This is a genomic window from [Phormidium] sp. LEGE 05292 (genome assembly GCF_015207735.1).
Lineage (GTDB): Bacteria > Cyanobacteriota > Cyanobacteriia > Cyanobacteriales > Aerosakkonemataceae > Floridanema.
In genome coordinates, this window is record NZ_JADEWG010000012.1 from 1 (window position 1) to 24,159 (window position 24,159).

Here is a 24,159-nt window from a genome sequence, read left to right on the forward strand (position 1 = left end):
TGAGTTGTTTTCCCTTGCGCTTTAAACTCTAGAACTATCATTTGACGTGGAAAACCTCTACGGCGTTTAGCCTAACACAATTAAAGCCGTCCTGCAAGGACGGGGCTTGTACCCATGTTTTTGGTCAGCGACGATAAATAATTATTCACTGTACAATAAGGGCGAACGAGGGGACTCGAACCCCCGAGTGGTGGAACCACAATCCACTGCCTTAACCACTTGGCTACGCTCGCCTTGCGATTATTTATCATAGCACTCTTTTCCCAGAAGGATCAAGTCCTTGACCCAGAAACGAAAAAATTCTTTCAGTGGTAAGCTAACTCTGAACTCAAACGGACACAGTAAATTGATGAAAAGTTGGAATCTTCCCCTATCTTTGGGTACTGCCATTGTCACCGGATTACTGATGTCCTTGGCTATCAGCAATCCCAGTCAGCCGGAGTACGAGGAGTATGCTAGAGAGCAACTTAGTGAATACTTACAACAAAACGTCTGTCCCCAAGCACCCAAACTTTGGGGAAAGTCCCTCAAACAAGAATGCAAAAGGTTGGTTAATTCCAATCAATCAGAAATCAAAGAGATCATTTCCCAAAGTACAGAAAGATATAATTTTATCTTGTTCAGTATTTACAAAACGGAGTTGTCAATTACTAAAGTTTCGCCATTCTTACCCTCAAACTTATTACCTTCTTACCATTTTGGCACATTAGGAGTTGGGCATAAATTTTATATTTACCAAGTAGAACAGCAATAGTTATTAGTAAATTTTATTTTCAGATACCTTTGTAATCTGTCAACTGGAAGTTCAACTATGTTAATTGTATAGTTAATTGCTTTGTTAGTTGCTACTATGTCTTACTGTCTTACCCCTGGATGTTTTAGTCCTGTCAACCCTGATAATGCACAATTTTGCCTGAGTTGTGGTTCTTTGTTAACATTAAAAAACCGATTTCGCCCAATGCAATTAATCGGACAAGGTGGTTTTGGTAAAACTTTTTTAGCAATAGATGAAGGAACATCCGATCGAGTTCGCTGTGTGGTGAAGCAACTTTATTTACAAAGTAGAGATACTTTATTGGTTAAGAAAGCGGTTCAGTTGTTTCTTCAGGAAGCGGAACGTTTAAAAGAGTTGGGGAAACATCCGCAAATACCATCGTTATTGGCACATTTTGAACAGCAAAAACAGCTTTATTTAGTCCAAGAGTTTATTCCCGGACAAACTTTAGATAAAGAGTTGCGGGAAAAGGGGGTGTTTAATGAATCTCAAATTTGGGAATTCCTCAATGATTTGCTTCCGGTGTTAAAATTTGTCCACGATCGCAAGATAATTCATCGAGACATTAAACCATCAAATATTATCCGTCGTCAAACTGATGGCAAGTTAGTTTTAATTGATTTTGGGGTAGCTAAATTAATTACTGATAGTGCTTTATTTCGTACTGGTACTGCGGTAGGAACTGCGGAATATGTAGCGCCGGAACAAATGAAGGGAAAGGCTTTACCTGCTAGCGATCTTTATAGTTTGGGCGTTACTTGCATTTATTTATTAACTGGTGTGTCTCCTTTTGATTTAACTGATATTGCTAATAATACTTGGGTTTGGCGAGATTTTTTACCTAAAGGTAGTCAGGTGAGCGATCGCCTAAGTAGAATCTTAGATAAATTAATTAAACCCGCCGTTAATCAGCGTTACCAAAGTGTTGGCGATGTCTTACAAGCAATATCTATCCTACCATTAAAAACTCCAAAACCTCAACCATTACCAATTTACAAAAACAACCTCTTGACTAATATTTTCCGCCGCTACACTGCCAAACCCCAAGGCGATCGATTAATCTCGGAGGTAGGAGTTGATTATACAAAGTTACAGCATTTATTAGCTGCTGGTAAATGGAAAGAAGCTGACCAAGAAACTTGGGTAGTAATGTGTTTAGCTGTCGGGAAATCAACTCATGCTTACTTACAACTTAGTGACATTGAAAAATTGCCTGACGAGGATTTGCAAACTATCGATCGCTTGTGGGTAAAGTACAGTCAAGGACGCTTCGGCTTCAGTATCCAATCATACATTTTGCCTACTGTTAATGATGATTATGGACGCTTTTGTGAGACGGTTGGTTGGCCCACACATCAAACTAATAATTCCTACTTAAAATTTAGTCTTTCAGCCCCAGTGGGACATCTACCTTCACGCAGTTGGATTGGTGGATCTCAGTGGTGGCGACATGGGGTAATTATGGCATCCAAATTCAGTAAATCTTAAAATTTTATAAATTAACAGAGCGTTAATTATTCTCATTTAACTAAAAAGTAAAATTTTTATTTTTTCCTTTTGGTAAGTTTGGTCGTTACCTAACATAGATAGACATTGCGAAATTAGTTGATTATTCTTCCAGCCAATCTCTAGCTTAATCAAGTATTAATTATTGATAAAAATTTTCATCAATTGCTAAAAACCTAGTTGACTATGAAAAGGAAAGTGATAGATTGTCAATAGCTGCAACCAGACTCCTTAAGTAACAGGAAAAGGGGAAAATATGACCCAAGCTGTAGGTTTGAAACAGGCTGTCGATCAGATTGCTGACAATCCAGTTTTATTGGAAAAATCCGTTACTGGACCTGTCTGTGAAGGATTAAATATTGCCTTAGCTAGCTTTCAAGCGTTGTATCTGCAATATCAGAAACATCACTTTGTAGTTGAAGGTAGTGAATTCTATTCTCTACATCAATTCTTTCAAGATAGTTACGGAGAAGTAGAAGGACATATTCATGAAATTGGTGAACGTTTGAATGGCTTAGGCGGTGTTCCTGTTGCTAGTTTCACCAAACTCGCTGAGTTATGTTGCTTCACTCCTGAAGATGATGGCATTTTTACTAGCCGATCGATGGTAGAACATGATTTACAAGCTGAACAAGCTGTAATCAAAGTAATTAGAAGTCAAGCAGCACAAGCAGAGAGTTTAGGCGATCGCGCTACTCGTTATTTATATGAAAAAATCCTTCTTGAGACAGAAGATAGAGCATTCCATTTAGCTCACTTCCTGGCTCATGATAGTCTGACTCTGGCTTTTGTTGCTCCATCTCATAACTAATGCCAGAAGGCTCCAAGGAAAGAAGGCTAATATAGTAGGTTTTTTAGCCTTTTTCAACTGGATAGTTATTTCTCTAGATCCCCGATTTTTTGAAGAAGTCGGGGATTTGGTTTTACTTCGGTAAGTACTAATGCAAGTTGCTAGTTACAAATATTGTCGATTCGATCCCCCCTAACCCCCCTAAAAGATCCCCCTGGAGCCCCCCTTTTTAAGGGGGGCTCCAGCGGAAGCTTCGCTATTAACATCACGGGGGGAACCAGATTCAAAGTCCCCCTTTTTAAGGGGGATTTAGGGGGATCGAATCATAACTAGCAACTTGCGCTACTAATGCAAGTTGCTAATTATATAATTTAGGACTTAGCCTCCCTTGGAAGGAGGGAACTTAATAGCCCCCTTGGGAAGGGGGTTGGGGGATCTTAGTGCGTAAGTCTTATAATTAATACTGGGATTAGGTACGCTGTTGCGTTGTCTTCGCTCTGATGCCAGTTGTAACAAAGCGAAGACAGCGCAACAAAATACCCTGATGCAGATAACTAGCAACTTGCGTTAACAAAATATAAGAGATAGCGCCCAAAGAGTAACAAGTTAAGCCAGCCAATAATTCTATAGGATTTGCCATAAAAATTAGTACAAAAGGTTAGTTAAAAAAGGAAAATTATGCAATTTATCGATCAAGTAGAAATTGAAGTCGAGGCTGGTAAAGGTGGCGATGGAATTGTAGCATTTCGCCGGGAAAAGTATGTTCCGGCTGGTGGGCCTTCTGGTGGAAATGGGGGTAAAGGCGGTTCTTGTATTCTTGTGGCTACATCAGACTTGCAGACTTTGCTGGATTTTAAATACAATCATCGGTTTAAGGCTGAGGATGGTTCGCGTGGGGGGCCAAATAATCGCACTGGGGCGAATGGTGGCGATCGCATCATCCAAGTTCCCTGCGGTACAGTCGTTTATGATGCCGAAACAGACGAAATTTTGGGAGATATTGTGGAAGTTGGGCAAACTCTTTGTGTGGCGCAAGGTGGCAAAGGTGGTTTAGGAAATCAGCATTTTCTCAGTAATCGTAACCGTGCTCCTGAATATGCTTTACCAGGTTTACCTGGAGAACAGCGACTCCTCCGTTTGGAATTAAAACTGTTAGCTGAAGTGGGAATTATTGGGCTACCAAATGCAGGAAAATCTACCTTGATTTCTACCATTTCTGCTGCTAAACCGAAAATTGCTGATTATCCGTTTACAACTTTAGTTCCGAACTTAGGTGTAGTGCAGAAACCGGATGGAGATGGCGCAGTTTTTGCTGATATTCCCGGACTTATTGAAGGTGCTCATTTAGGTGTGGGTTTAGGGCATGATTTTTTACGTCATATTGAACGCACTCGTTTATTGCTGCATTTAATTGATGCGACTGCGGAAGATCCGATCGCAAATTATCACACCATTCAAGAAGAATTATTAGCTTATGGTCGGGGTTTAGCGGAACATCCGCAACTTTTAGCTTTGAGTAAAATTGATGCGATCGATCCGGCACAAACTGATTTAGAACAACTGCGTCAGCAATTGCAAGAATTGAGTGGAAATCAAGTTTTTCTGATTTCTTCTGCTACCCGTTCTGGACTGGAAATTTTGTTACAACAAATTTGGCAAATGTTGGAACAAACCGAACAATTAGAATCAGAAACTCAACTTCTTCCATCATAGTTTGAGCGGCGCTTTTGTACTTGTGGTAAATGGGGACTGAGGATGACAGGCAAGATGCCTGTCCTACGGGACTGGGATTATTGATAAATCAAGTATTACCCAGTTTTTTAGGTAATTTAGGACTTATATCAATTACCTAAATGTTTGCTACAGATGTAAGGGAAAGGGCGGGTTTTGATTTCAATTTTATTGCTGGGATTCTCACCTTTTGGCTAAACCCGCCCCTACAAATTATTTGTATCAACCTTAACGTGAAATGGGATTACGCATAAGAAACCAGTTTCTAGTGCAAGGCGACAGAAATAACCAATTAGTTGGAAAAAGGTAGAAAGCTGATTGTATAAACCTTCTTTACTTCTGCGATAGCACTGTTTATTAAAAAAAAAACTACCTTCAGACATAAAGCAGAAGTAAAGCTTGGTAAATTCTGCCAAAAGGTAGAGTAGGACTTATAAAAATTAATGGAAAATTACAATGGAAGGATCTGCTGATTTAGTGCAGCAATTGCCATCTGGGTTAGAAAAATGGAACAAGAAGAATTGATGACTAAAACTCTTGTCGATCGAATTGCTGCACTAGAACAGCGAGTTCAACAACTAGAAGATTCGGAAAGAGAGTGTCAGAAAGAAAAGAAGGCACTGCAACAAGAATTGGCGGAAATTAAAGACAAAAGCGATCGCGCAACGCAATTAGAGCAAGTTGAAGATCATCTTCGCCAAACTGAAGAACGCTTACAGTTAGCCCTCAACTCTGCCAAGATGATTGTCTGGGAAATAAACTTAAAGACAAATCAAGTCGTATGTTGTGAGAATGCGACAAAAGTCTGGGGCATTCAAACAGGTACAGGAGAAGAGTTTTTTGCACTTGTGCATCCAGACGATCGGCAAAACATCATCCAAGCTCACGAACAAGCTTTAGCTGGCGAAACTACCTACATTCAACCATTTCGGGTAATTAGTCCTGATGGACAGGTGCGTTGGTTGCATAGTCAGGGAACTGTATATTTTGATGCAGCAGGAGAACCAGAACGCTTAATCGGAATTTCTGTAGATATTACGGAACGCAAACAAGTACAAGCCGAATTACAGGAAAGAGAGCAACGCTTTACTACCTTGTTCAATGGCATGGAAGATTGGGTATTGGTGTATCATCTTACGCCTGAGTATCTACCAGGAAAGTTCATCGAAGTTAATGAGCAAGCTTGTAAGCGGTTAGGCTACACCAGAGAAGAACTGTTAACCATGTGCGTTACCGATATTTTAGGTTCCCCAACGGTGATTCCACAAGTTCTGATTGAAAAAGTACAAACACACAAACATATTGTTTTAGAATCAATTCACCGTACTAAAGCAGGTGAACTAATTCCTGTAGAAGTTAGTGCTACCTTATTTACTCTCAATGATTTACCGACAATTCAAGCAATTTGTCGTGATATTACTGGGCGCAAACAAGCCGCAGAAACACTCCGCGCTAGTCAGGAACGTTTAGTATTAGCAAATCAGGTGGGCAAAATTGGTACTTGTGAATGGGACTTTACTACGGGAAAATTAACTTGGTCGGAAGAAATGGAAGCCTTATTTCATTTGGCTCCTGGCAGTTTTGAAGGTAGTTATGAGCATTGGTTAAAACGGGTACATCCAGACGATCGCGCCCATGCTGATGCTGCCGCCCAACGTACCGCAACTGAAGGAATTGATTTTGATACTGAGTTTCGGATTCTACTTCCTGATGGGACTGTGCGCTGGGTAGTAGGAAAAGCACAAGTATTCAAAGATTCTTCAGGAAAACCGTACCGTTTGATTGGTGTAAATATGGATATCACCGATCACAAACAAGTGGAAGAATTATTACGTACAAATGCTGAACGCTTACGCTTGGCGTTAACAGCTGCCAAAATGGGCGACTGGAGTTGGGATGCAACAACAGATATGGTGACATTTTCCTCCAGAGCGGCGGAAATGTTTGGCATTCCAGCGGGAACTTATATGAGTTGGACAGAGATGCGAAATTTATTACATTCAGAAGATCGCGACCGCGCAAAATTAGCAGTAGAAAAAGCTATTGCCGAAAACAGTGATTATGATATCGAATATCGAGTAATTCATCCTGATGGAGAACAGCGTTGGGTTGCGGTCAAGGGAAGAGCGCAGTACAATGCTTCCGGGCAAGTTATGGGAATGTTGGGTGTGGTACAAGATATCACTTCACGCAAACAAGTAGAAGCGGAAAGAGAACAATTATTGTTAAGAGAACAAACCGCTAGGGTAGAAGCGGAAAGTGCTAAAGAAGAGATTAGTGAAATTTTGGAAAGTATTACTGATGGTTTTGTCGCTTTCGATCGGCAATGGCGTTTCACATACATTAACCATAAAGGTACTCGGACTGTAGGAAAATCTGCCCAAGAGTTGCTGGGAAAAAATCTTTGGGAGGAGTTACCAGAGTTAGCAGCAACAAGTTTTGGTCGTTTGTTTCAACAAGCAATGGTAGAAAGAGTACCGTTAGAATTAGAAGATTATTACCCACCTTTTAATTCTTGGTTTTCGGTGCGAGTTTATCCCTCCGATGCGGGAATTGTGCTATATTTTCGCAACATTAGCGATCGCAAACAAGCTGAAGCCGAAATTGCCAAGTTAAACCGCAATTTACAAAATCGAATTAGCGAATTACAAACTCTATTTGAAGTAATTCCGATCGGCATTTTAATTAGCGACGATCCTGAATTCAAACAGATCCGTGCTAATCCTGCCTTTGCCAAAATTCTGGGAATTAAGGTCAACGATCATGCTTCCTTCACACCACCAACAGGTAGTTCTCACCCTGGTTACAAAGTTTTTAGTAACGGCAAAGAACTCGCCCCAGACGAAATACCTTTACGTTATGCGGCGATTCACAATGTCCAATTGCAAGGTGTAGAAGTTGATATTTTACGCGGCGATGGAGTATTGTTTAATTTATATGGGTATGCTTCTCCTTTGTTGGATGAACAAGGTAAACCCAGAGGTGCGGTAGGAGCATTTTTGGATATTACCGATCGCAAACGCGCCGAAGCCGAACGCGAACAATTATTAGCACGAGAAAAAATTGCTCGTGAACAAGCCGAAGCAGCTAACCGTGTGAAAGATGAATTTTTAGCAGTACTTTCTCACGAATTGCGAACTCCCTTAAATCCGATTCTCGGTTGGACAAGACTATTACAAACTGGAAAATTAGACCAGCAAAAAACTGCTTTGGCTCTGGCAACAATTGAACGCAATACTAAGTTACAAACCCAATTAATTGAAGATTTATTAGATATTTCGCGGATATTACAAGGCAAATTAACACTGCAAGTATATCCAGTAGATTTAGCCATGACTATTGAAGCAGCGAAGGAAACAGTGCGTTTAGCCGCAGAAGCTAAAATGATTGAAATTCGCACAGATTTACCATCCGCAGTTTGGATGATGGGTGATGCTAACCGACTGCAACAAGTAATCTGGAATTTACTCAGTAATGCCGTAAAATTTACCCCAACAGGCGGATTAATTAATGTCAAGTTAGAAGTAATTGACTCTGGTGCTCAAATTACAGTTAAAGATACAGGTAAGGGAATTTCTCCTGAATTTCTACCTTATGTATTTGAGTATTTCCGACAAGCAGATAGTTCGATCACGCGCCAATTTGGGGGCTTAGGTTTAGGTTTAGCGATCGCTCGACAAATAGTAGAACTTCATGGTGGTACTATCAAAGCAGAAAGCCCCGGAGAAGGATTGGGTGCAACTTTTACAATGCGATTGCCACTAATACCAGTTACTACAGCCATCAACCAAAACAATAGGATATTAAATCATAATTTAACCTTGCAAAATAAGCAAATTTTGATTGTGGATGATGAAGCAGATACGAGAGAATTAATTGCTTTTGTATTGCAGGAATATGGCGCAAAAATAATCACCGCAGCCTCGGCACAAGAAGCATTAATTTTGCTACAAGAATTAACTCTAGATTTATTAATTAGTGATATTGGAATGCCAGAGATGGATGGTTACAGTCTGATGCGTCAGGTGCGATCGCTAAACCTAACTAAACAAATTCCTGCTATTGCTTTAACTGCTTACGCCACCGAAGCAGATCAAAAACAAGCAATTCTTTCCGGGTTTCAATTACACATTGCTAAACCTTTAGAAATAGAGCAATTAATTCAGGCAATTGTTAGTTTACTAAATTGATTTATGAGTATGCTAATTTGGGAATAATAAAGCTGGTGAGATTTTCTGCAAAGACTATGATAGGCTGACGCTTCTCTTTTTGGCTCTTTTTTGGTAGTCGGTAATCAACTGTTTTATTCATACTTACTACCAACTACCAGCTACCGATTACCAAATACCGTAACATTATGAAGATCGCAAAATCCGACTTAGCAAAAATTGTAGCCCAAGCTAGCTCTCTGTCAGAGCGCTTCTCAGTGGAGTCGTTTGCAGTTAATGATACAGATACTCAGGAATCACAACATCATCCTCGCCTCGATCGCTGGTGTCAAGTGGTGGCTCAAGGAAACTGGGAAAAGTTTGCCAAACGGTTAATCTGGGATGATTTGAATTTAAAGCAAGCAGATAAAATAGTGCGAGCGCTTCCGCCTATAGATCCTGAAGTTTTGCCAACTTGGGCAGAAACCTTACATGAAATTATCCAGGCTGCTTGGTTATTCGCTAACGATCCAGAAAAAAGAGCAGAAATTTTTGCCTGTGACTTAAAAGATCGGCATAATTTTGCTTCTGAAGATGAGTATAATTATCCAGCCATTAATCAAATCGATCGATTACCTTTAGATCCAGGAATAAAACTACCCTTTAAAGAAGTATTACTTCCAGCGATTTCTGTAGCAAGGCAGAAATTATTAAATTCTCTAAATTATCCAACATCTTTGCCTTTAGAATTGCTTTCTCATTCAGCTTATTTTACATTAGAACGCAATTTACTGAATCAACTATTAAATCTGAGTGGAAAAACTTTAGAATATGAATTTGCTCGTTCTCGTCCTTTAGGTCAAAATTTGCTGAATTTGTTACGGCAATCAACTGGCGATCGCGCACAAATAAAAGTTCAATACGATGCTTTTATCCACAAACTTTTGCAAGACGGAATGCTAAGTTTTTTCCAAAATTATCCTGTGCTAGGACGCTTAATCGCAACAGCAATTGATTTTTGGGTAGAAGCAACAGCCAAATTTTTACACCGCTTGCAAACCAACTTAAATGATATCCAGCAAGTATTTCAACCAGAAAATAATTCCTTCTATAAATTAGGCAAAATTATTAAAATTAAGCCTGCTCTTTCCGATCCTCATAATTCTGGCGATAGCGTAATTGCGTTCACCTTTCAAAGTGGATTGCAGCTAGTTTACAAACCCAAAGGTTTAGGAGCAGAAGTAGCTTACACTCAGTTTTTAGAATGGTGCAATCAGCAAGGAATTGCCTTGCCATTTAAAGTTTTAAAAGTCTGCGATTACCAAACTCATGGCTGGGTGGAATATGTAGAACATTTACCCTGTGAAGATGAAGCCGCAGCCCAGCGTTTTTATCAACGCGCTGGAATGTTATTATGCCTGCTTTATGCACTGCGAGTAGTTGACTGCCACCGGGAAAATTTAATCGCTCACGGAGAACATTTGGTGTTAATTGACATGGAAACTATCATGCACCAAGAAGCCAATCCTTTAACCCAATTGCAAGAAGAAACAGAAGCCGAAACAACTGTAAATTTCCACTTTGCTGACTCAGTTTTACGCACAGGGTTATTACCCCGTTGGGAATTTGGAAAAAACAAACGTCTGGCTTATGATACCAGTGCATTAGGTAGTATTGAAGCGCAAGTAACTGCACCACCAGAAGAACAGGGAGAAACCAAAGATTTGCAATTTTCTATTCCTCCCAATATACCAATCTTAAATAATTTTCCCCTCTCTCCGAATGATTATTTATCAGAGATAATCACTGGATTTGAGCAAATGTATCAGTTTTTGATTGAAAAACGTGAAATTTTGCTAGCACCTGATACGCCACTATTATTAATGAAAAATCAGAGAGTGAGGTTTATCTTTCGCGCCACCAAAATTTATTGGACAATTTTACAAAAAACTTTTGCACCCCAATTTCTCCGCGATGGGATCGATCGCAGCATTGAACTAGACATACTCGCTCGTGCTTTTTTAGTTGCCAATCAAAAACCAAATGCTTGGTCAATATTTCATGCGGAACTGAAAGCAATGGAGCAAATGGATATTCCCTACTTTGCCGCCTATCCTGACAGTCAAGACTTAACAATTGGTTTAGAACAACCCATTGAACAATATTTTAAAAAATCCAGTTATCACGAAGTAATCTCACAATTACAAAATTTAAATGAAACCAATTTAGCCCAACAAATAGAGATAATTAAAGGCTCATTTTATGCCAGAGTAGTGCGGAATAATTTAAGTAATAACCCCATAATCACCAATTTATCCACCCTAGTTCCCACAGATTTATCGCAACTTTACCCCTTAACCAAAAAGCAATTAATTCAAGAAGCAACTCGCATTGCCAAAGAAATTGAACAACGAGCCATTTGGGGAAAAGATGGCAGCGTAAAATGGATTAGTTTTGCCTATATTCCTAACGTCGAAATCTTTCAACTAATGCCTTTGCCAGAAGACCTTTACAACGGTAACGGCGGGATTGCATTATTTTTATCAGCCTTAGATTATGTCAGAGGTACACAACAATTTCATGAGCTAAGTTTAGCAGCTTTTCAATCAATACAGAAATTTCTCCAAACTGCTGATTTTGAATCTACTCGCAGATTCGTGCGCTTAGGAATTGGCGGTGGTACAGGACTAGGTTCCATGATCTACGCCTTAGTAAAATCTAGTCACTTTCTTCAAGAACCTACACTTTTAGAAAATGCTTTAGCTATTGCTCAATTAATTACTCCCGAACTCATTACCACTGACAAACAATTTGATATCATTGGCGGAGCAGCCGGAGCAATTCTAGGATTATTGGCATTATACGCAGCAACAAAAGAACCAAAGGTTTTAGCAACAGCTATTAATTGCGGTCAACATTTACTCGCCCACCAAACAGAACCAATAAAACAATTTTATTCTCCAAATTTACCAATTCAAAATCTGAAATCTGGGAAAGCGTGGAATATTTTAGGACAGAAATATTACACAGGTTTTTCTCACGGTGCAGCTGGCATTGCTTATGCTCTATTACGGCTTTATGCAGTAACTCAAACAGAAGCCTTTTTGACAGCAGCCACTGATGGTATTACTTATGAACATAGTGTATTTTCTCCTACAGTTTCAAATTGGCCTGATTTTCGCGCATTTGCTCAACAAAATGGTCAACCTGGTTTCATGGTGAGTTGGTGTCATGGTGCAACTGGAATTGGATTAGCCAGGTTAGGAGGTTTGTCAGTATTAAAGACAAATCAAATAGAACAGGATATAGAAATTGCTTTGCAAACAACTCAAAAGTATAGTTTGCAGGATGTGGATTGTGTTTGTTGTGGGAATTTCGGTCGCATCGAACTGTTGCAGGTAGCCGCTGAAAAATTATCCCGTCCCGACTTGAAAGAAATTGCCGAACAAAGAACTACTTGGGCAGTCAACTGGGCAGAAAAATCAGGAGGATATAAATTACCCAATTTGCCCAATTCCGTATTTAGCCCTAGCTTTTTTCAGGGAACATCGGGAATTGGCTATGAATTACTCCGGCTAGCATACCCAGAACTGTTACCTTCCGTTTTGTTGTGGGATTAGTTTAGGGGTTAAAAAAGATACATTGTTGCGCTTTAGTGCTCTTATCTAGGGCTAAATCGCAATAACGTACCTAGAAAATTCACTTTAGCAACGGACATATCGGTTAGGACATGGTATTTTGATGTAAAAGAAATAGGGAAGAGGGAACAGGAAATACAGAAACATCCTAACAATTGTGGTGATTACTTGATTAGTAAAGATTAAGTAAAGTCTTGTATTAGACAGTCATCACCAGAGGTTAATCCTTTAATTAGATTACAGAATTATACTTAATTTTCCTGTATTTAAATACGAAAGCTTTAAAGTGTATAAAGAATTACAATTACAAAAAATTTTTTTCTTGGTATTTAGCCGTATATTTACGGAAGATTCTTGACAAAAATGTTGAAATCTTATTGAAATTTTCACAGACAATTTATCCTTATTTAAAAATATTTCGTTTAAGCTTTACCTATGGTTGAAAAAAACCATGAGTGAGGATAAAATTTACTTCAATCACATCTGATTTAATTGATTTAATAACAGATTACACTCAGTCTGGATAACTCAAAACGTTCGATTTCCAAGTAAAAGTTATGATGTCACATCTTTCGGTTCAATCAATTAATGTAGAAGAATTACCTGCCCAAGAGTACAGCTTCGTCAAAACTCAACAAGCTATCTACAATTTATGTACAGAGATAGAAAATAATAGCGAGCTCAAATCCCAAATAGAGGAAATACAAGATATTAGTTCTTTCCTCACCATAGCAGCTGAAAATGGCTATGAATTTACAGCTTCCGACTTGCAAACTGCCCTGAGTTTGGCTTTAGAAAATACTTACGGAATTTCTGATGAATTTGATGATTACGAACTGGATGAAGAAGAGTTGGAAGCAGTTGCAGGCGGTGCTAGAGCCGCAGCCAAGAATAGCTATTGGCATGAAACAGGGATTGATGTTGATGGTCAATGTTTCTACTTGTTACAACAATCCCTTGAACAACGACAGGTGGTAGTCCAAGCGCTACGAGATATGGACAAATGGGAATGGCTTGGCAATAATTCAGTGAAGGTCACTGATACTCATGGAAAATTGGGTTCATTCGTAATATCTAATATCACGAATAACGGTGCTTTTACTAAAGATATCAGTACGTTAGATTACTCTTTTTGGGAAAAAATTTTATAACTGTGGAGAATAAGCAAAATTTAATCATGATTATTTGCTGAAAATTGAGAAATTTTCTATTATCTCAACAGAACATAATTTTTTTAGGTTATCATCTTAAAATCTATGACAATTAATTAAGTTTACAGCCTATAGATCTCCTATCTATAGAAACTTTATGTTGAACTTTGGAGAAAATTACTGATGTTGCAAAACTCGATCGAGCCAATCAATGCAGAAGATTTACCCGTCGATGAATATCGTTTTGTCAAAGCTCAACAAAATATTTATGAACTATGCCAAAATCTTGAACAAGAACAAACATTAAAATCTTCTTTGGAAAATGCCAAAAACACCGAAGAATTTCGGCAAATTGCTGGAGAATATGGCTACGAGTTTACAATTTCAGATTTGCAATTTGCTCTACATTGGGCTGGGCAAAAAACAGACCCGAATTTTGATGAATTAGATGATTATGAACTGGATGAAGAAGAGTTGGAAGCAGTTGCAGGTGGTGCGAGAGCAGCCACTAAAAATAGTTACTGGCATCAGACTGGTATTTTAGTTAACCAACAATGTTTTCATTTAGTTGACCAATCAACTGAAGCACGCGCTCAGATAGAAACAGCACTGCAAACAATGGAACTTTGGGTATGGGAAGGCAATAACACCGTATCACTGATCGATCTCGATGGGCAATATAGCCCGTACAAGTTGACTGGTATTGCTTATGATGGGCTGGCTTTAAGTTTGTTACAGAATACATCGGATCGAAATAAATGGTCGAATTACTCATCTGGTAACATCACAAACCTTCTTCTTTAAAATGCTTGGTGTATTATTTTGCATAAACGTAGAGACGTTTCATTAAATGTCTCTACATTTTTTTATGCTTACAGCCTTAATCATGATTGACTAGTTATAATAGTGCCGACTTGATTAATTTGTGTAATATAGATAACTTTACAAAATTGTTAAATTTTTATACTTTTTCCTCAAGGTGGTTTATCAAATGCAAACTTGTGCTTGGAAAAGATTTGGCTGGCGGTTGAGTCAGTTAGGTTACTTAACTTTTAGTGGAATTGCTTTATCAACTCAAGTTAGTTTAGCTCAGATTGTTCCTGATGCGACTTTAGGGAATGAAAGCTCTGTTGTTACTCCCAGTGCAATCAAAGATCTTCCTAGCGATCGAATTAATGGGGGAGCAGTTCGCGGTAATAATTTGTTTCACAGTTTTCGAGAATTTAATGTTGGTGCTGGGCGGGGGGTTTATTTTGCTAACCCTGATGGGGTGACGAGGATTTTGACTAGAGTAACAGGAAATAATGTTTCGCAAATCTTAGGAACTTTGGGTGTTCTGGGTAATGCGGATTTATTTTTAATTAATCCCAATGGAATTATTTTTGGGCAGGGTGCAAGATTAGATCTTAATGGTTCATTTATTGGCAGTACGGCTAGCAAAATTAGTTTTGGGGATGGTTTAGAATTTAGTGCAACTAATCCGCAAGCGTCACCATTGCTGAGTGTTAATGTTCCGATCGGGTTACAATTTGGCACAAATCCGGGTCGAATAGTGAATCAAAGTACAGATGAAGGGAACAATATCGCTCCACTCCGTCCGTATTATCCCGTACCTAGATTAAGAGTAGCTCCGGGAAGAACTTTTGCGTTGATAGGTGGTGATGTGCTGATTGAAGGCGGCACTATGGGAGCTTTTGAAGGAAGAATTGAGTTAGGTAGTGTTGGTGATAATGGTTTTGTGGGTTTAAGTCCGATCGCACAAGGTTGGGCATTGAATTACGATCGAGTACAAAACTTTGGTGACATTAACCTATCTCAAAATGCCGTTGTTGATACCAGTGGGCAAAGAGGCGGCGATATTCAAGTACGAGCCAGAAACTTAACTCTCCAAGAAGGCGCAATCATTTATTATGTCCATGAAGGTTCAGAAGTTGGGGGAAATCTAGATGTCACCACCACTGATTCAGTCGAACTTATTGGTGGACTTAATCCGTTTTTTTCGGTTCCTACCCTTGATACCTATACTCAGATCTCTGCTACTACCCGGGGAACTGCAACTGGAACTGCTGGTAATGTAACAGTTAAAACTCGCAGATTAACTATTCGAGATGGCGCGAGTCTAAGTAATATTTCTAATGGCAATGGAAATGCAGGAAACTTAACAGTTTTAGCCTCAGAATTAGTAGAAGTGACTGGTATAGCAGCAGACGAATCTATACCTAGCAACATAGTTAATCAAACTTACAAGATTGATGGGGATGGTATACCGATTGGTAATGCTGGAAATATCACCATTGAAACCGAACGACTACTAATTGAAGATGGAGCGTTCGTAAGTAGTGGCACTTATACCGCAGGTCAGGCGGGAAATCTGACTATTAAGGCTGCGGAGTCTGTAGAAATCATTGGTGCAACCCGTGAAACTGATTTTTTAACAGGGATTGCCGCAACAGTTGAGTTTGACCAATTCACCAATATTCGGGCTACAGGCAATGGGGGTAATTTGACGATTCAAACCAGAAGACTATCAGTTCAAAATGGAGGACAAATCGCTAGTTCTACCAGTGCAGATGGAAATGCCGGGAATTTAGTAATTGATGCTTCTGAGTCTGTCGAACTAGTTGGCGTTGATCCAAATGCTGATGCAGTATTAGGTAGCAGTGGTTTGTTTGTCTCCGCAGAAAGAGGTAGAAATGGAAACCCAGGAGATGCTACTGGTAATGTAGGGAATTTAACAGTGAACACGAGAAGATTGCTGATTCAAGATGGAGGGAGAATTTCTGCTGATAATTTTGGCTCTGGAACTGGGGGAGATTTAACGATTAATGCTAGAGAAGTGAACCTGCAAAGTGGGGGAACAGTGAGAGCAAATTCTTTTAGCACTGGCTCTGGGGGAATGTTAACTGTGAATGCTGAAAATGTGAATATCAGTGGCAGCAGAATTTTAGGAGATCAGTTAATTAATAGTGGCTTATTTGTAAGTGGTGCGGGTTCTGGTGCGGCGGGTAGTTTGGAAGTGAATGCGGCAAAAGTTCAACTTGATAATACAGGGAGATTGGCAGCTGATAGCACAGCTGGGTCTGGGAATATCAGGGTGCAAGCACGAGATTTATTATTGTTACGTGGTAATAGCTTAATTAGTACTAATTCTACAGGTGAAGAACCAGGGGGAAATATTAGCCTGACAACAAATAATTTAGTAGCTTTAGGAAATAGTGATATTACAGCTAATGCTACTAATAGCCAGGGCGGTCGAGTAAGTATTAACGCAACTGGTATTTTTGGGCCACAATATCGATTAGAACAAACTCCCAATAGCGATATTACAGCTACCGGGGGAAATCCTGAATTAAATGGAGTAGTAGAAATCAATTCGCCTGAAGTTGATGTGAATTCTGGGTTAGTTTATTTACCTACAAATCTGATTGATGTATCTGGATTAGTTGCTCAAAATGCTTGTACATCACAACAAGCAGAGGGTAGTTCTTTTGTGGTGACAGGTCGGGGTGGTTTACCACCTAATCCTGTTAATCCGGCAACTAATGAAGCGGTAATGGTGGAATGGGCAAGAGTTGCTGATATGAATCAAAATGTTAACTCTCAGAGACGTACAAATAGCAGGAGTAATTCTCATGTTAGGGCGGCAAGAAACTATGAGCAAATTGTGGAAGCTCAAGGTTGGGTTGTTGGGGCTGATGGCAGAGTGGTGTTGACTGCTGAAGGAGGAAGAACAACGCCTCAAAGTTTTAGTTTAATTCATCCTAGCTGCGATATTTTACCAGTTCAAAACTAGTTTGGGGTAGGGAATCAGTTAATGAAAATTAAGAATATATTAATTATATGTTTGGGAATTTTATCTTTTTTCGGCGTGATTTGGTGGGGGAAAAATGCGATGTCACTTTCGCTTTTTCCAGACAGCGAAGTAAGTTTAAAGCAGTTAATTGTTGATAATTCAGTGAGTGATTGGGAAGCGCAAGCAGAAAAATTTTATACAGAGGGAAGGTTTGGGGATGCGATCGCTCTTTTAGAAAAACTAAACAATAATTATGTGGCTCAAGGTAATGAGTTGGGTCAAGCGAGAGTGGCGAGAAATTTGGCTTTAGTTTATCAACAAACTGGAGAGTGGTCTAAGGCTCAATCAGCAATTACTCAGAGTTTAAATCTGCTGGACAAACAAGCTAATAGCAAAGAACGTCAACTATTATTAGCGCAAGCTTTAGAAGTTCAAGGACTTTTACAATTAGCGATCGGTCAGCCGGAAAAAGCTTTGGATACTTGGCAAAAAGCTACAATTAATTATCAAGAGATTGGTGATTTTACTGGGGTAACTCGAAATCAAATTAATCAATCCCAAGCTTTAGAAAGATTGGGTTTATATCGTCAGACAATTAAAGTTTTGGATAGGTTAAATGCAACATTGCAACAGCAACCAGATAGTTTAGTAAAGGTTAAATGTTTGCAAAGTTTGGGAGATGCTTTGCGAGTAGTGGGGGACTTAGATCGATCGCAAAAAATTTTAGAACAAGGTTTAGCAATTGCGGAAAATTTAAAAGCAGCTGATGCGATCGCGTCAATGCTATTAAGTTTAGGAGAAACAGCAAGACTAGCGCAAGAGTTACCCACCGCTTTGGATTACTATCAAAAGGCAGTGCAAACTACTACTTCTCCATATATTAAAACTCAAGCTATGCTAAATTATTTAAATGTTTTAGTTAATCAGAAAGAAGGGGAAAAAGCACTGGAATTGTTACCGCAAATTCAAGCTAGTTTAACTCAGTTACCTTTGAGCAGACAAGCAATTAATGCGCGGATTAATTTAGCGAGAAAGTTAATGCAGCTGAGGAAAGAAGCAAGTAATCAATTATCACTTCCTAGTAATGCGGAAGTTGGTAAAATGTTAGCAACCGCAGTCCAACAAGCTGAAACTTTACAAGATCAACGGACATTATCTTATGCTGTTGGAAACTTCGGTAGGTTGTATGAAGAAAACCAACAATGGGATTTTGCTCAACAATTAACGAAAAAAGCTTTACTGTTATCTCAAAGTATTAATGCTACTGATATTAACTTTCGTTGGCAGTGGCAATTAGGGAGAATTTATAAACAGCAGGGGAATCGTCAAGAGGCGATCGCAGCTTATAATCAAGCTGTTAATTCTCTGCAATCTATTCGCAGCGATTTAGTAGCAATTTCCGCAGAAGCTCAGTTTGATTTTCGAGATACCATAGAACCAGTTTATCGAGAATTAGTCGATTTACTCTTACCAGTAGGACAAGTTGTAGAACAATCTGATTTGCAAAGAGCACGGACTTTAATTGATTCTTTACAATTAGCTGAACTGGATAACTTTTTCCGAGATGCTTGTTTAAAAACCCAAGCTGTTAAAATTGACCAAATCGATCCGAAAGCTGCGGTTATTTCTACAATTATTTTAAGTAATACCAATACTTCGAGTATAAACGAACGGATAGAAGTAATTGCAGCATTGCCAGGAAAACCTTTGCGGCGATACACAACTGTTTTACCTAGCAAAGAAATTGAAGCAACAATAACAAGAGCTAACGATGCTCTGACTATTCCTCGACTACGACTTTCGCAAAAAAATTATTTTATTGAAGCTAAAAAATTCTACGATTGGTTAATTCATCCCATTGAAAATGATTTAGCAAATAGTGGTATACAAACTTTAGTATTTGTCTTAGATGGTTCCTTAAGAAATATCTCGCTCGCAGGGATTTATGATGGACAAAAGTATTTAGTGCAAAAATACAGTGTGGCGATCGCGCCAGGGTTACAATTAGTAGATGCCAAACCTTTACAATATCATGATATGAGAGTGCTAACGGCGGGATTAAGCGAAGCGCGTCAAGGATTTGCCCCACTTCCTAATGTATCTACCGAATTGAATGATATTGCTAAAGAAATTCATACTGAAAAGCTACTAAATCAATCTTTTACAGCATCTAATTTTAAAACAAAAGTTCAAAGCGATAAATTTCCTATCATTCATTTAGCAACTCATGGTAAATTTAGTTCTAAAGCAGCTGATACTTTTATTTTGACTTGGGATAAAAAGATTAATGCCAAGGACTTAGACACGCTTTTACGTAGCAATCAGAGCGTTACTAACCCAATAGAATTATTAGTTTTTAGTGCTTGTCAAACTGCTGCTGGAGATAATCGAGCAACTTTAGGATTGACGGGAATTGCTGTGCGAGCAGGGGCACGAAGTACTTTGGCAACTTTGTGGAGTGTTGATGATGAAGCGACTGCTTTATTTATGTCACATTTTTACAAAGAGTTAAATAATAACAAAGTTACAAAAGCCGAAGCTTTACGTCGTACTCAACAGTTATTTTTGCAGGATAGCCAATTTTCTCATCCCTATTTTTGGTCAGCGTTTGTTTTAGTAGGAAATTGGTTATGAATAGTCCAGAAAAAAGAAAAATTTTTCGTAGAGAATCGCTGAATTATTTATCTACTCCAGAGCGTTTAGATGAGTTAATTAAAGTAATTAGTCCTCAAGATTGGATTCCTTTGGTGACATTAGGTGGATTGGTATTAGTTGGTTTAGTTTGGAGTATTTTTGGTAGAATTCCGATTACGGTTGCTGGTCAAGGGGTGTTATTGCGATCGCGCCAAGTGGTAGAATTGCAATCTCCCATTTCGGGACAGTTGCAAGAATTAAAAGTTAAAGAGGGTGATTGTCTGCCCAATCCTCAAGGAATGATAGCTACTATTGAGCCTTTGGAATTAAAACAAAAACGAGAATTAGAAATGCAGAAATTAGCGGAATTACAAAAGCAAGACCGGGAAGCTAGTGCGATCGCATTACAAAAAAATCAACTAGAAAAAATAGAATTAAATCAGCAAAAAACCAGCTTAAAACAACGTTTACAAGATGCTCAATCTCTTACACCATTACTAAAAAATCAAAGTACAAGTTCCATTACTAAACAAGGAGAAAGCTTAAAACAACGTCTGCAAAACTTACAATCTTTAACGCCAGTTCTTCGGAGTAAAAGAAGCGGTGCAATTCAACAGAAACGAGAAAGTTTACAACAACGTCTACAAGATGCTAAAGCCCAAGCTCCTGTGCTGAAAGAAAGGCTAGAAATCCGGCAGGAATTAGCAAAACAAGGAGCAATTCCCAAGGATCAAGTATTAGAAGCAGAACGACAATACAGAGATAGTTTGCAAAATGTAGCAGAAGTTCAAGCTCAATTAAAACAATTAGATGTCGATCAAACCCAAGCGGAACAAGCTTTCTTAGAAAATTTGAATTCAATTGGCGAAATTCAATCTCAGCTAAAAAAGCTGGAACTTGACAAAACGGAAGCTGAACAAAGATATGTCGATAATTTGAATAAAATTTCCGAAATCGGAACGCAGTTAAACGAGTTAGATACTAAAGCAAAAACTCTGGAACAACAAAACTTAGATACTACCAATAATCGCAAAAATCAAATTCTAGAAGTTGAGAATCAAGTTAAAGCTTTTGACCAACAAATTCAAATAAACAGCGTCATTACAAGCCCTTATGAGGGATGTATTCTCGAACTTACTGTTACTAATGGTCAAGTTGTGAGTCCGGGGAGTCGTATTGGCTCAATTCAAATTCAAAAATCTGCTCAACCGCTATTAGCAGTTACTTATTTTGCTGTGAGAGATGGTAAGCAAATTAAACCAGGGATGCCAATTCAAATTACACCGAGTCTTGTAAAACGGGAAAGATTTGGAGGAATTGTGGGAAATGTGGTTTCAGTTTCGCCATTTCCGGTGACTAAACAAGGTGCTGCTAGTACAATTGGTAATCCAGAAATAGTAGAAAGTTTGCTGTCTCAATCTAAAGAAGCACAGATAGAAGTTTGGGCAGAATTAAAGGAAAATCCTCGTAATTTTAGTGGCTATGAATGGTCTTCTTCCCAAGGGCCATTAGATGTAAAAATGTCTACTGGTACCACGACTTCAGCACAAGTTACTGTACAACAACGCGCACCAATTGAGTTTGTTTTACCATTTTTGCGGGAATGGAGTGGGATTAAGTGATATCAGAAAAAGATCCCCCTAAATCCCCCTTAATAAGGGGGACTTAAAGCCGAGTCTTGTTCCCCCTTTAAAAGAAACTTAAAACCCAGTCTTGTTCCCCCCTTGTTAAGGGGGGTTAGGGGGGATCAACTATGTGTAGCAAAGCCAACTTTTAGGTAATTTATATAATTTAAAACAATGGCAATCAAAAATAAAAAATCAAACATTGTCAAGACTCCGACAGTACTACAAATGGAGGCTGTAGAATGTGGTGCTGCTGCTTTGGGAATGATTTTAAGTTATTACGGCAAATTTGTACCTTTAGCGGAACTTCGGCAAGAGTGTGGAGTATCTCGTGATGGTATGAATGCCGCTAATTTATTGAAAGCTGCTAGACATTATGGAATGAAAGCTAAAGGTTATAAAAAAGGTTTAGAAACTTTAAAAGAAATGCCAGTTCCTTATATAGTATTTTGGAATTTTGACCATTTTTTAGTCGTAGAAGGGTATGAGCGCGATCGCGTTTTTCTCAATGACCCAGCTAGTGGTAGACGCAAAGTAACAAAACAGGAATTTTCCCAGGCATACACGGGAGTTGTGTTGGAAATAAAACCGGGAACTGAGTTTCAAAAAGGTGGACAAAAACGCAATACAATTTTGGCTTTACATTCTCGGCTAAAAAATTCTTATGATGCAGTTTTGTTGTCTATTCTAGCAGGGTTGTTTTTGACTTTTCCCCGTTTAGCAGTACCCGCTTTTAGTCAAGTTTTTACTGATGAAATTTTGGTGCAAGGTCGAGAAGATTGGTTACGACCTTTATTAATTGGAATGGTGATTACTGCGATCGTGCAAAGTCTATTATCCAGATTACGCCTAATCTACTTACGGCGACTAACAATTAAGCTTTCTATGGTAATGACAGGGCAGTTTATTTGGCATACTTTACGCTTACCAGTAGGATTTTATGCCCAACGTTTTGCAGGTGAAATTGGCAATCGCGCCGCCATCAATAATAAAGTTGTCGGTGTAATCAACAGTATTTCCACTACTGTAATTGACAGCATGATGTTAATATTTTACGCAGCTTTAATGTTTATGTACGATTGGGTGCTAACAGTAATGACTATCAGTTTTGCTATAATTAATATTATCACATTGCAATTATTACGCCGGATTCGTCTAGATGCTAACTTAAAAATTAGTCAACAAAGTAGTAAACTGTCTGGGGTAACAATTGACAGTTTACAATCAATTGAAACAATAAAAGCTTCTGGTTTAGAATCTGATTTATTTGCTAAGTTTGCTGGTTATCACGCTAAAACAATTAACGCCCAACAGGAATTAGCTTTACAAAGCCAAACTTTAACTTTATTACCAACAATTTTAAGCTCATTGGCAACAACTGCTCTTTTAGTAGTTGGCGGCTTCCGGGTAATGGATGGTAGTTTAACAATTGGAATGTTGGTAGCTTATCAAACTTTAATTAGCAGCTTTTTAGCGCCAGTAAATAGTTTAGTTAATTTTGGCAGTACCTTACAAATTTTAGAAGCGGATCTCGATCGCCTTGATGATGTTTTACAAAACCCTGTCGATCCAGAAGTTATCAGAGAAGAAACAGTAAATCAATTAACTATTAATAACTTTCCATCTTTTAAATTACTAGGTTATGTTGAATTACATAATATTTCTTTTGGCTATAATCGCTTAGAAACTCCTTTGATTGAAAACTTAAATTTATCCTTAAAACCTGGACAGCGAGTAGCGATAATTGGTAGTAGTGGTTCTGGTAAATCTACCATAGCAAAACTAATTTCAGGTTTGTATGTTCCTTGGTCAGGCAAAATTTTATTTGATGGTATTTCTCGCCTGGAAATTCCCCGCTTAGTTTTAGCAAATTCACTGGCAATGGTGGAACAAGATATATTTATATTCAAAGGTTCTGTACGAGAAAATTTAACGCTTTGGAATTCAACTATAAGTGAAGAAAACTTGGTGCAAGCTTGTCAAGATGCAGCAATTCATGACTTTATTTTATCCAGTTTAGGAGGATATAGCGCCGAAATTGCTGAGGGAGGAATTAATTTGAGTGGCGGGCAACGTCAACGTTTAGAAATTGCCAGGGCGCTAGTCATGAATCCGAGAATTTTAGTATTAGATGAAGCTACAAGTTTTTTAGATGCGGAAACTGAATTAATTATCGATCGCAATCTGCGGCGACGTGGTTGTTCTTGCATTGTCATCGCCCATCGCCTCAGCACAATTCGTGATTGTGATGAAATTATTGTCATGGAAAGAGGTAAAGTTGCCCAAAGAGGAACCCATGAAGAATTACAGCAACAGGGAGGAACTTATGCTAACTTACTATTAGCTACTAGCTGATGACAATTATTAG

The 24,159-nt window shown here is 38.7% G+C and carries 13 protein-coding genes and 1 tRNA gene; 12 read left to right on the forward strand and 2 right to left on the reverse strand.

Annotated features, from left to right (window positions below):
* Positions 1-160 precede the first annotated feature (160 nt).
* Positions 161-233 (reverse strand) — tRNA-His (locus IQ264_RS05505).
* A gap of 116 nt (positions 234-349) precedes the next feature.
* Between IQ264_RS05505 and IQ264_RS05510 the strand changes: the two genes are divergently transcribed.
* The 3 genes from IQ264_RS05510 (at position 350) to IQ264_RS05520 (ending at position 3,092) form a co-directional block, all read left to right on the forward strand.
* The gene (locus IQ264_RS05510) at positions 350-754 is read left to right on the forward strand and encodes a DUF4359 domain-containing protein (protein WP_193979408.1); all 405 of its coding nucleotides are present in this window, start codon (positions 350-352) and stop codon (positions 752-754) included.
* A 96-nt stretch (positions 755-850) separates the two neighbouring features.
* Positions 851-2,263, forward strand: a complete 1,413-nt coding sequence (locus IQ264_RS05515; RefSeq protein ID WP_193979410.1) for a serine/threonine-protein kinase — start codon at positions 851-853, stop codon at positions 2,261-2,263.
* Between the two features lie 274 nt (positions 2,264-2,537).
* Positions 2,538-3,092 (forward strand): Dps family protein, encoded by a 555-nt coding sequence (locus tag IQ264_RS05520; protein WP_193979412.1) that lies wholly within the window; start codon positions 2,538-2,540, stop codon positions 3,090-3,092.
* 448 nt (positions 3,093-3,540) lie between these two features.
* On the opposite strand, the gene IQ264_RS05525 is transcribed toward IQ264_RS05520, so the two are convergent.
* Entirely contained in the window at positions 3,541-3,711 is a 171-nt protein-coding gene (locus IQ264_RS05525; protein WP_193979413.1) for a hypothetical protein, read from the reverse strand.
* A gap of 38 nt (positions 3,712-3,749) precedes the next feature.
* On the opposite strand from IQ264_RS05525, the gene obgE reads away from it, so the two are divergent.
* The 9 genes from obgE (at position 3,750) to IQ264_RS05570 (ending at position 24,146) form a co-directional block, all read left to right on the forward strand.
* Complete coding sequence (gene obgE / locus IQ264_RS05530) at positions 3,750-4,784, forward strand: GTPase ObgE (protein ID WP_193979415.1); 1,035 nt, start codon at positions 3,750-3,752, stop codon at positions 4,782-4,784.
* 524 nt (positions 4,785-5,308) lie between these two features.
* Positions 5,309-8,992 (forward strand): PAS domain S-box protein, encoded by a 3,684-nt coding sequence (locus tag IQ264_RS05535; protein WP_193979417.1) that lies wholly within the window; start codon positions 5,309-5,311, stop codon positions 8,990-8,992.
* A 167-nt stretch (positions 8,993-9,159) separates the two neighbouring features.
* Positions 9,160-12,570 (forward strand): type 2 lanthipeptide synthetase LanM family protein, encoded by a 3,411-nt coding sequence (locus IQ264_RS05540; protein WP_193979419.1) that lies wholly within the window; start codon positions 9,160-9,162, stop codon positions 12,568-12,570.
* A gap of 575 nt (positions 12,571-13,145) precedes the next feature.
* Entirely contained in the window at positions 13,146-13,739 is a 594-nt protein-coding gene (locus IQ264_RS05545) for a Nif11-like leader peptide family natural product precursor (protein WP_193979421.1), read from the forward strand.
* A 183-nt stretch (positions 13,740-13,922) separates the two neighbouring features.
* Positions 13,923-14,543 (forward strand): Nif11-like leader peptide family natural product precursor, encoded by a 621-nt coding sequence (locus tag IQ264_RS05550; protein WP_193979423.1) that lies wholly within the window; start codon positions 13,923-13,925, stop codon positions 14,541-14,543.
* A gap of 187 nt (positions 14,544-14,730) precedes the next feature.
* Positions 14,731-17,532 carry a beta strand repeat-containing protein gene (locus tag IQ264_RS05555; protein ID WP_193979425.1) on the forward strand — a complete coding sequence of 934 codons (2,802 nt, stop codon included), beginning with the start codon at positions 14,731-14,733 and terminating at the stop codon, positions 17,530-17,532.
* Positions 17,533-17,553: 21 nt separating this feature from the next.
* Positions 17,554-20,166 carry a CHAT domain-containing protein gene (locus IQ264_RS05560; protein WP_193979426.1) on the forward strand — a complete coding sequence of 871 codons (2,613 nt, stop codon included), beginning with the start codon at positions 17,554-17,556 and terminating at the stop codon, positions 20,164-20,166.
* On the forward strand, positions 20,163-21,788 hold the full coding sequence (locus IQ264_RS05565) for an NHLP bacteriocin system secretion protein (protein ID WP_193979429.1): 1,626 nt from the start codon (positions 20,163-20,165) through the stop codon (positions 21,786-21,788). The genes IQ264_RS05560 and IQ264_RS05565 overlap by 4 nt, the downstream gene beginning before the upstream one ends.
* A 177-nt stretch (positions 21,789-21,965) precedes the next feature.
* The gene (locus IQ264_RS05570; RefSeq protein ID WP_193979431.1) at positions 21,966-24,146 is read left to right on the forward strand and encodes an NHLP family bacteriocin export ABC transporter peptidase/permease/ATPase subunit; all 2,181 of its coding nucleotides are present in this window, start codon (positions 21,966-21,968) and stop codon (positions 24,144-24,146) included.
* The last annotated feature ends 13 nt before the right edge of the window (positions 24,147-24,159 follow it).

Bases quoted from the DNA above. Each gene is read 5' to 3' on its own strand.
- IQ264_RS05510 (WP_193979408.1), top strand. From the start codon at position 350: ATGAAAAGTTGGAATCTTCCCCTATCTTTGGGTACTGCCATTGTCACC.
- IQ264_RS05515 (WP_193979410.1), top strand. From the start codon at position 851: ATGTCTTACTGTCTTACCCCTGGATGTTTTAGTCCTGTCAACCCTGAT.
- IQ264_RS05520 (WP_193979412.1), top strand. From the start codon at position 2,538: ATGACCCAAGCTGTAGGTTTGAAACAGGCTGTCGATCAGATTGCTGAC.
- IQ264_RS05525 (WP_193979413.1), bottom strand. From the start codon at position 3,711: ATGGCAAATCCTATAGAATTATTGGCTGGCTTAACTTGTTACTCTTTG.
- obgE (WP_193979415.1), top strand. From the start codon at position 3,750: ATGCAATTTATCGATCAAGTAGAAATTGAAGTCGAGGCTGGTAAAGGT.
- IQ264_RS05535 (WP_193979417.1), top strand. From the start codon at position 5,309: ATGGAACAAGAAGAATTGATGACTAAAACTCTTGTCGATCGAATTGCT.
- IQ264_RS05540 (WP_193979419.1), top strand. From the start codon at position 9,160: ATGAAGATCGCAAAATCCGACTTAGCAAAAATTGTAGCCCAAGCTAGC.
- IQ264_RS05545 (WP_193979421.1), top strand. From the start codon at position 13,146: ATGATGTCACATCTTTCGGTTCAATCAATTAATGTAGAAGAATTACCT.
- IQ264_RS05550 (WP_193979423.1), top strand. From the start codon at position 13,923: ATGTTGCAAAACTCGATCGAGCCAATCAATGCAGAAGATTTACCCGTC.
- IQ264_RS05555 (WP_193979425.1), top strand. From the start codon at position 14,731: ATGCAAACTTGTGCTTGGAAAAGATTTGGCTGGCGGTTGAGTCAGTTA.
- IQ264_RS05560 (WP_193979426.1), top strand. From the start codon at position 17,554: ATGAAAATTAAGAATATATTAATTATATGTTTGGGAATTTTATCTTTT.
- IQ264_RS05565 (WP_193979429.1), top strand. From the start codon at position 20,163: ATGAATAGTCCAGAAAAAAGAAAAATTTTTCGTAGAGAATCGCTGAAT.
- IQ264_RS05570 (WP_193979431.1), top strand. From the start codon at position 21,966: ATGGCAATCAAAAATAAAAAATCAAACATTGTCAAGACTCCGACAGTA.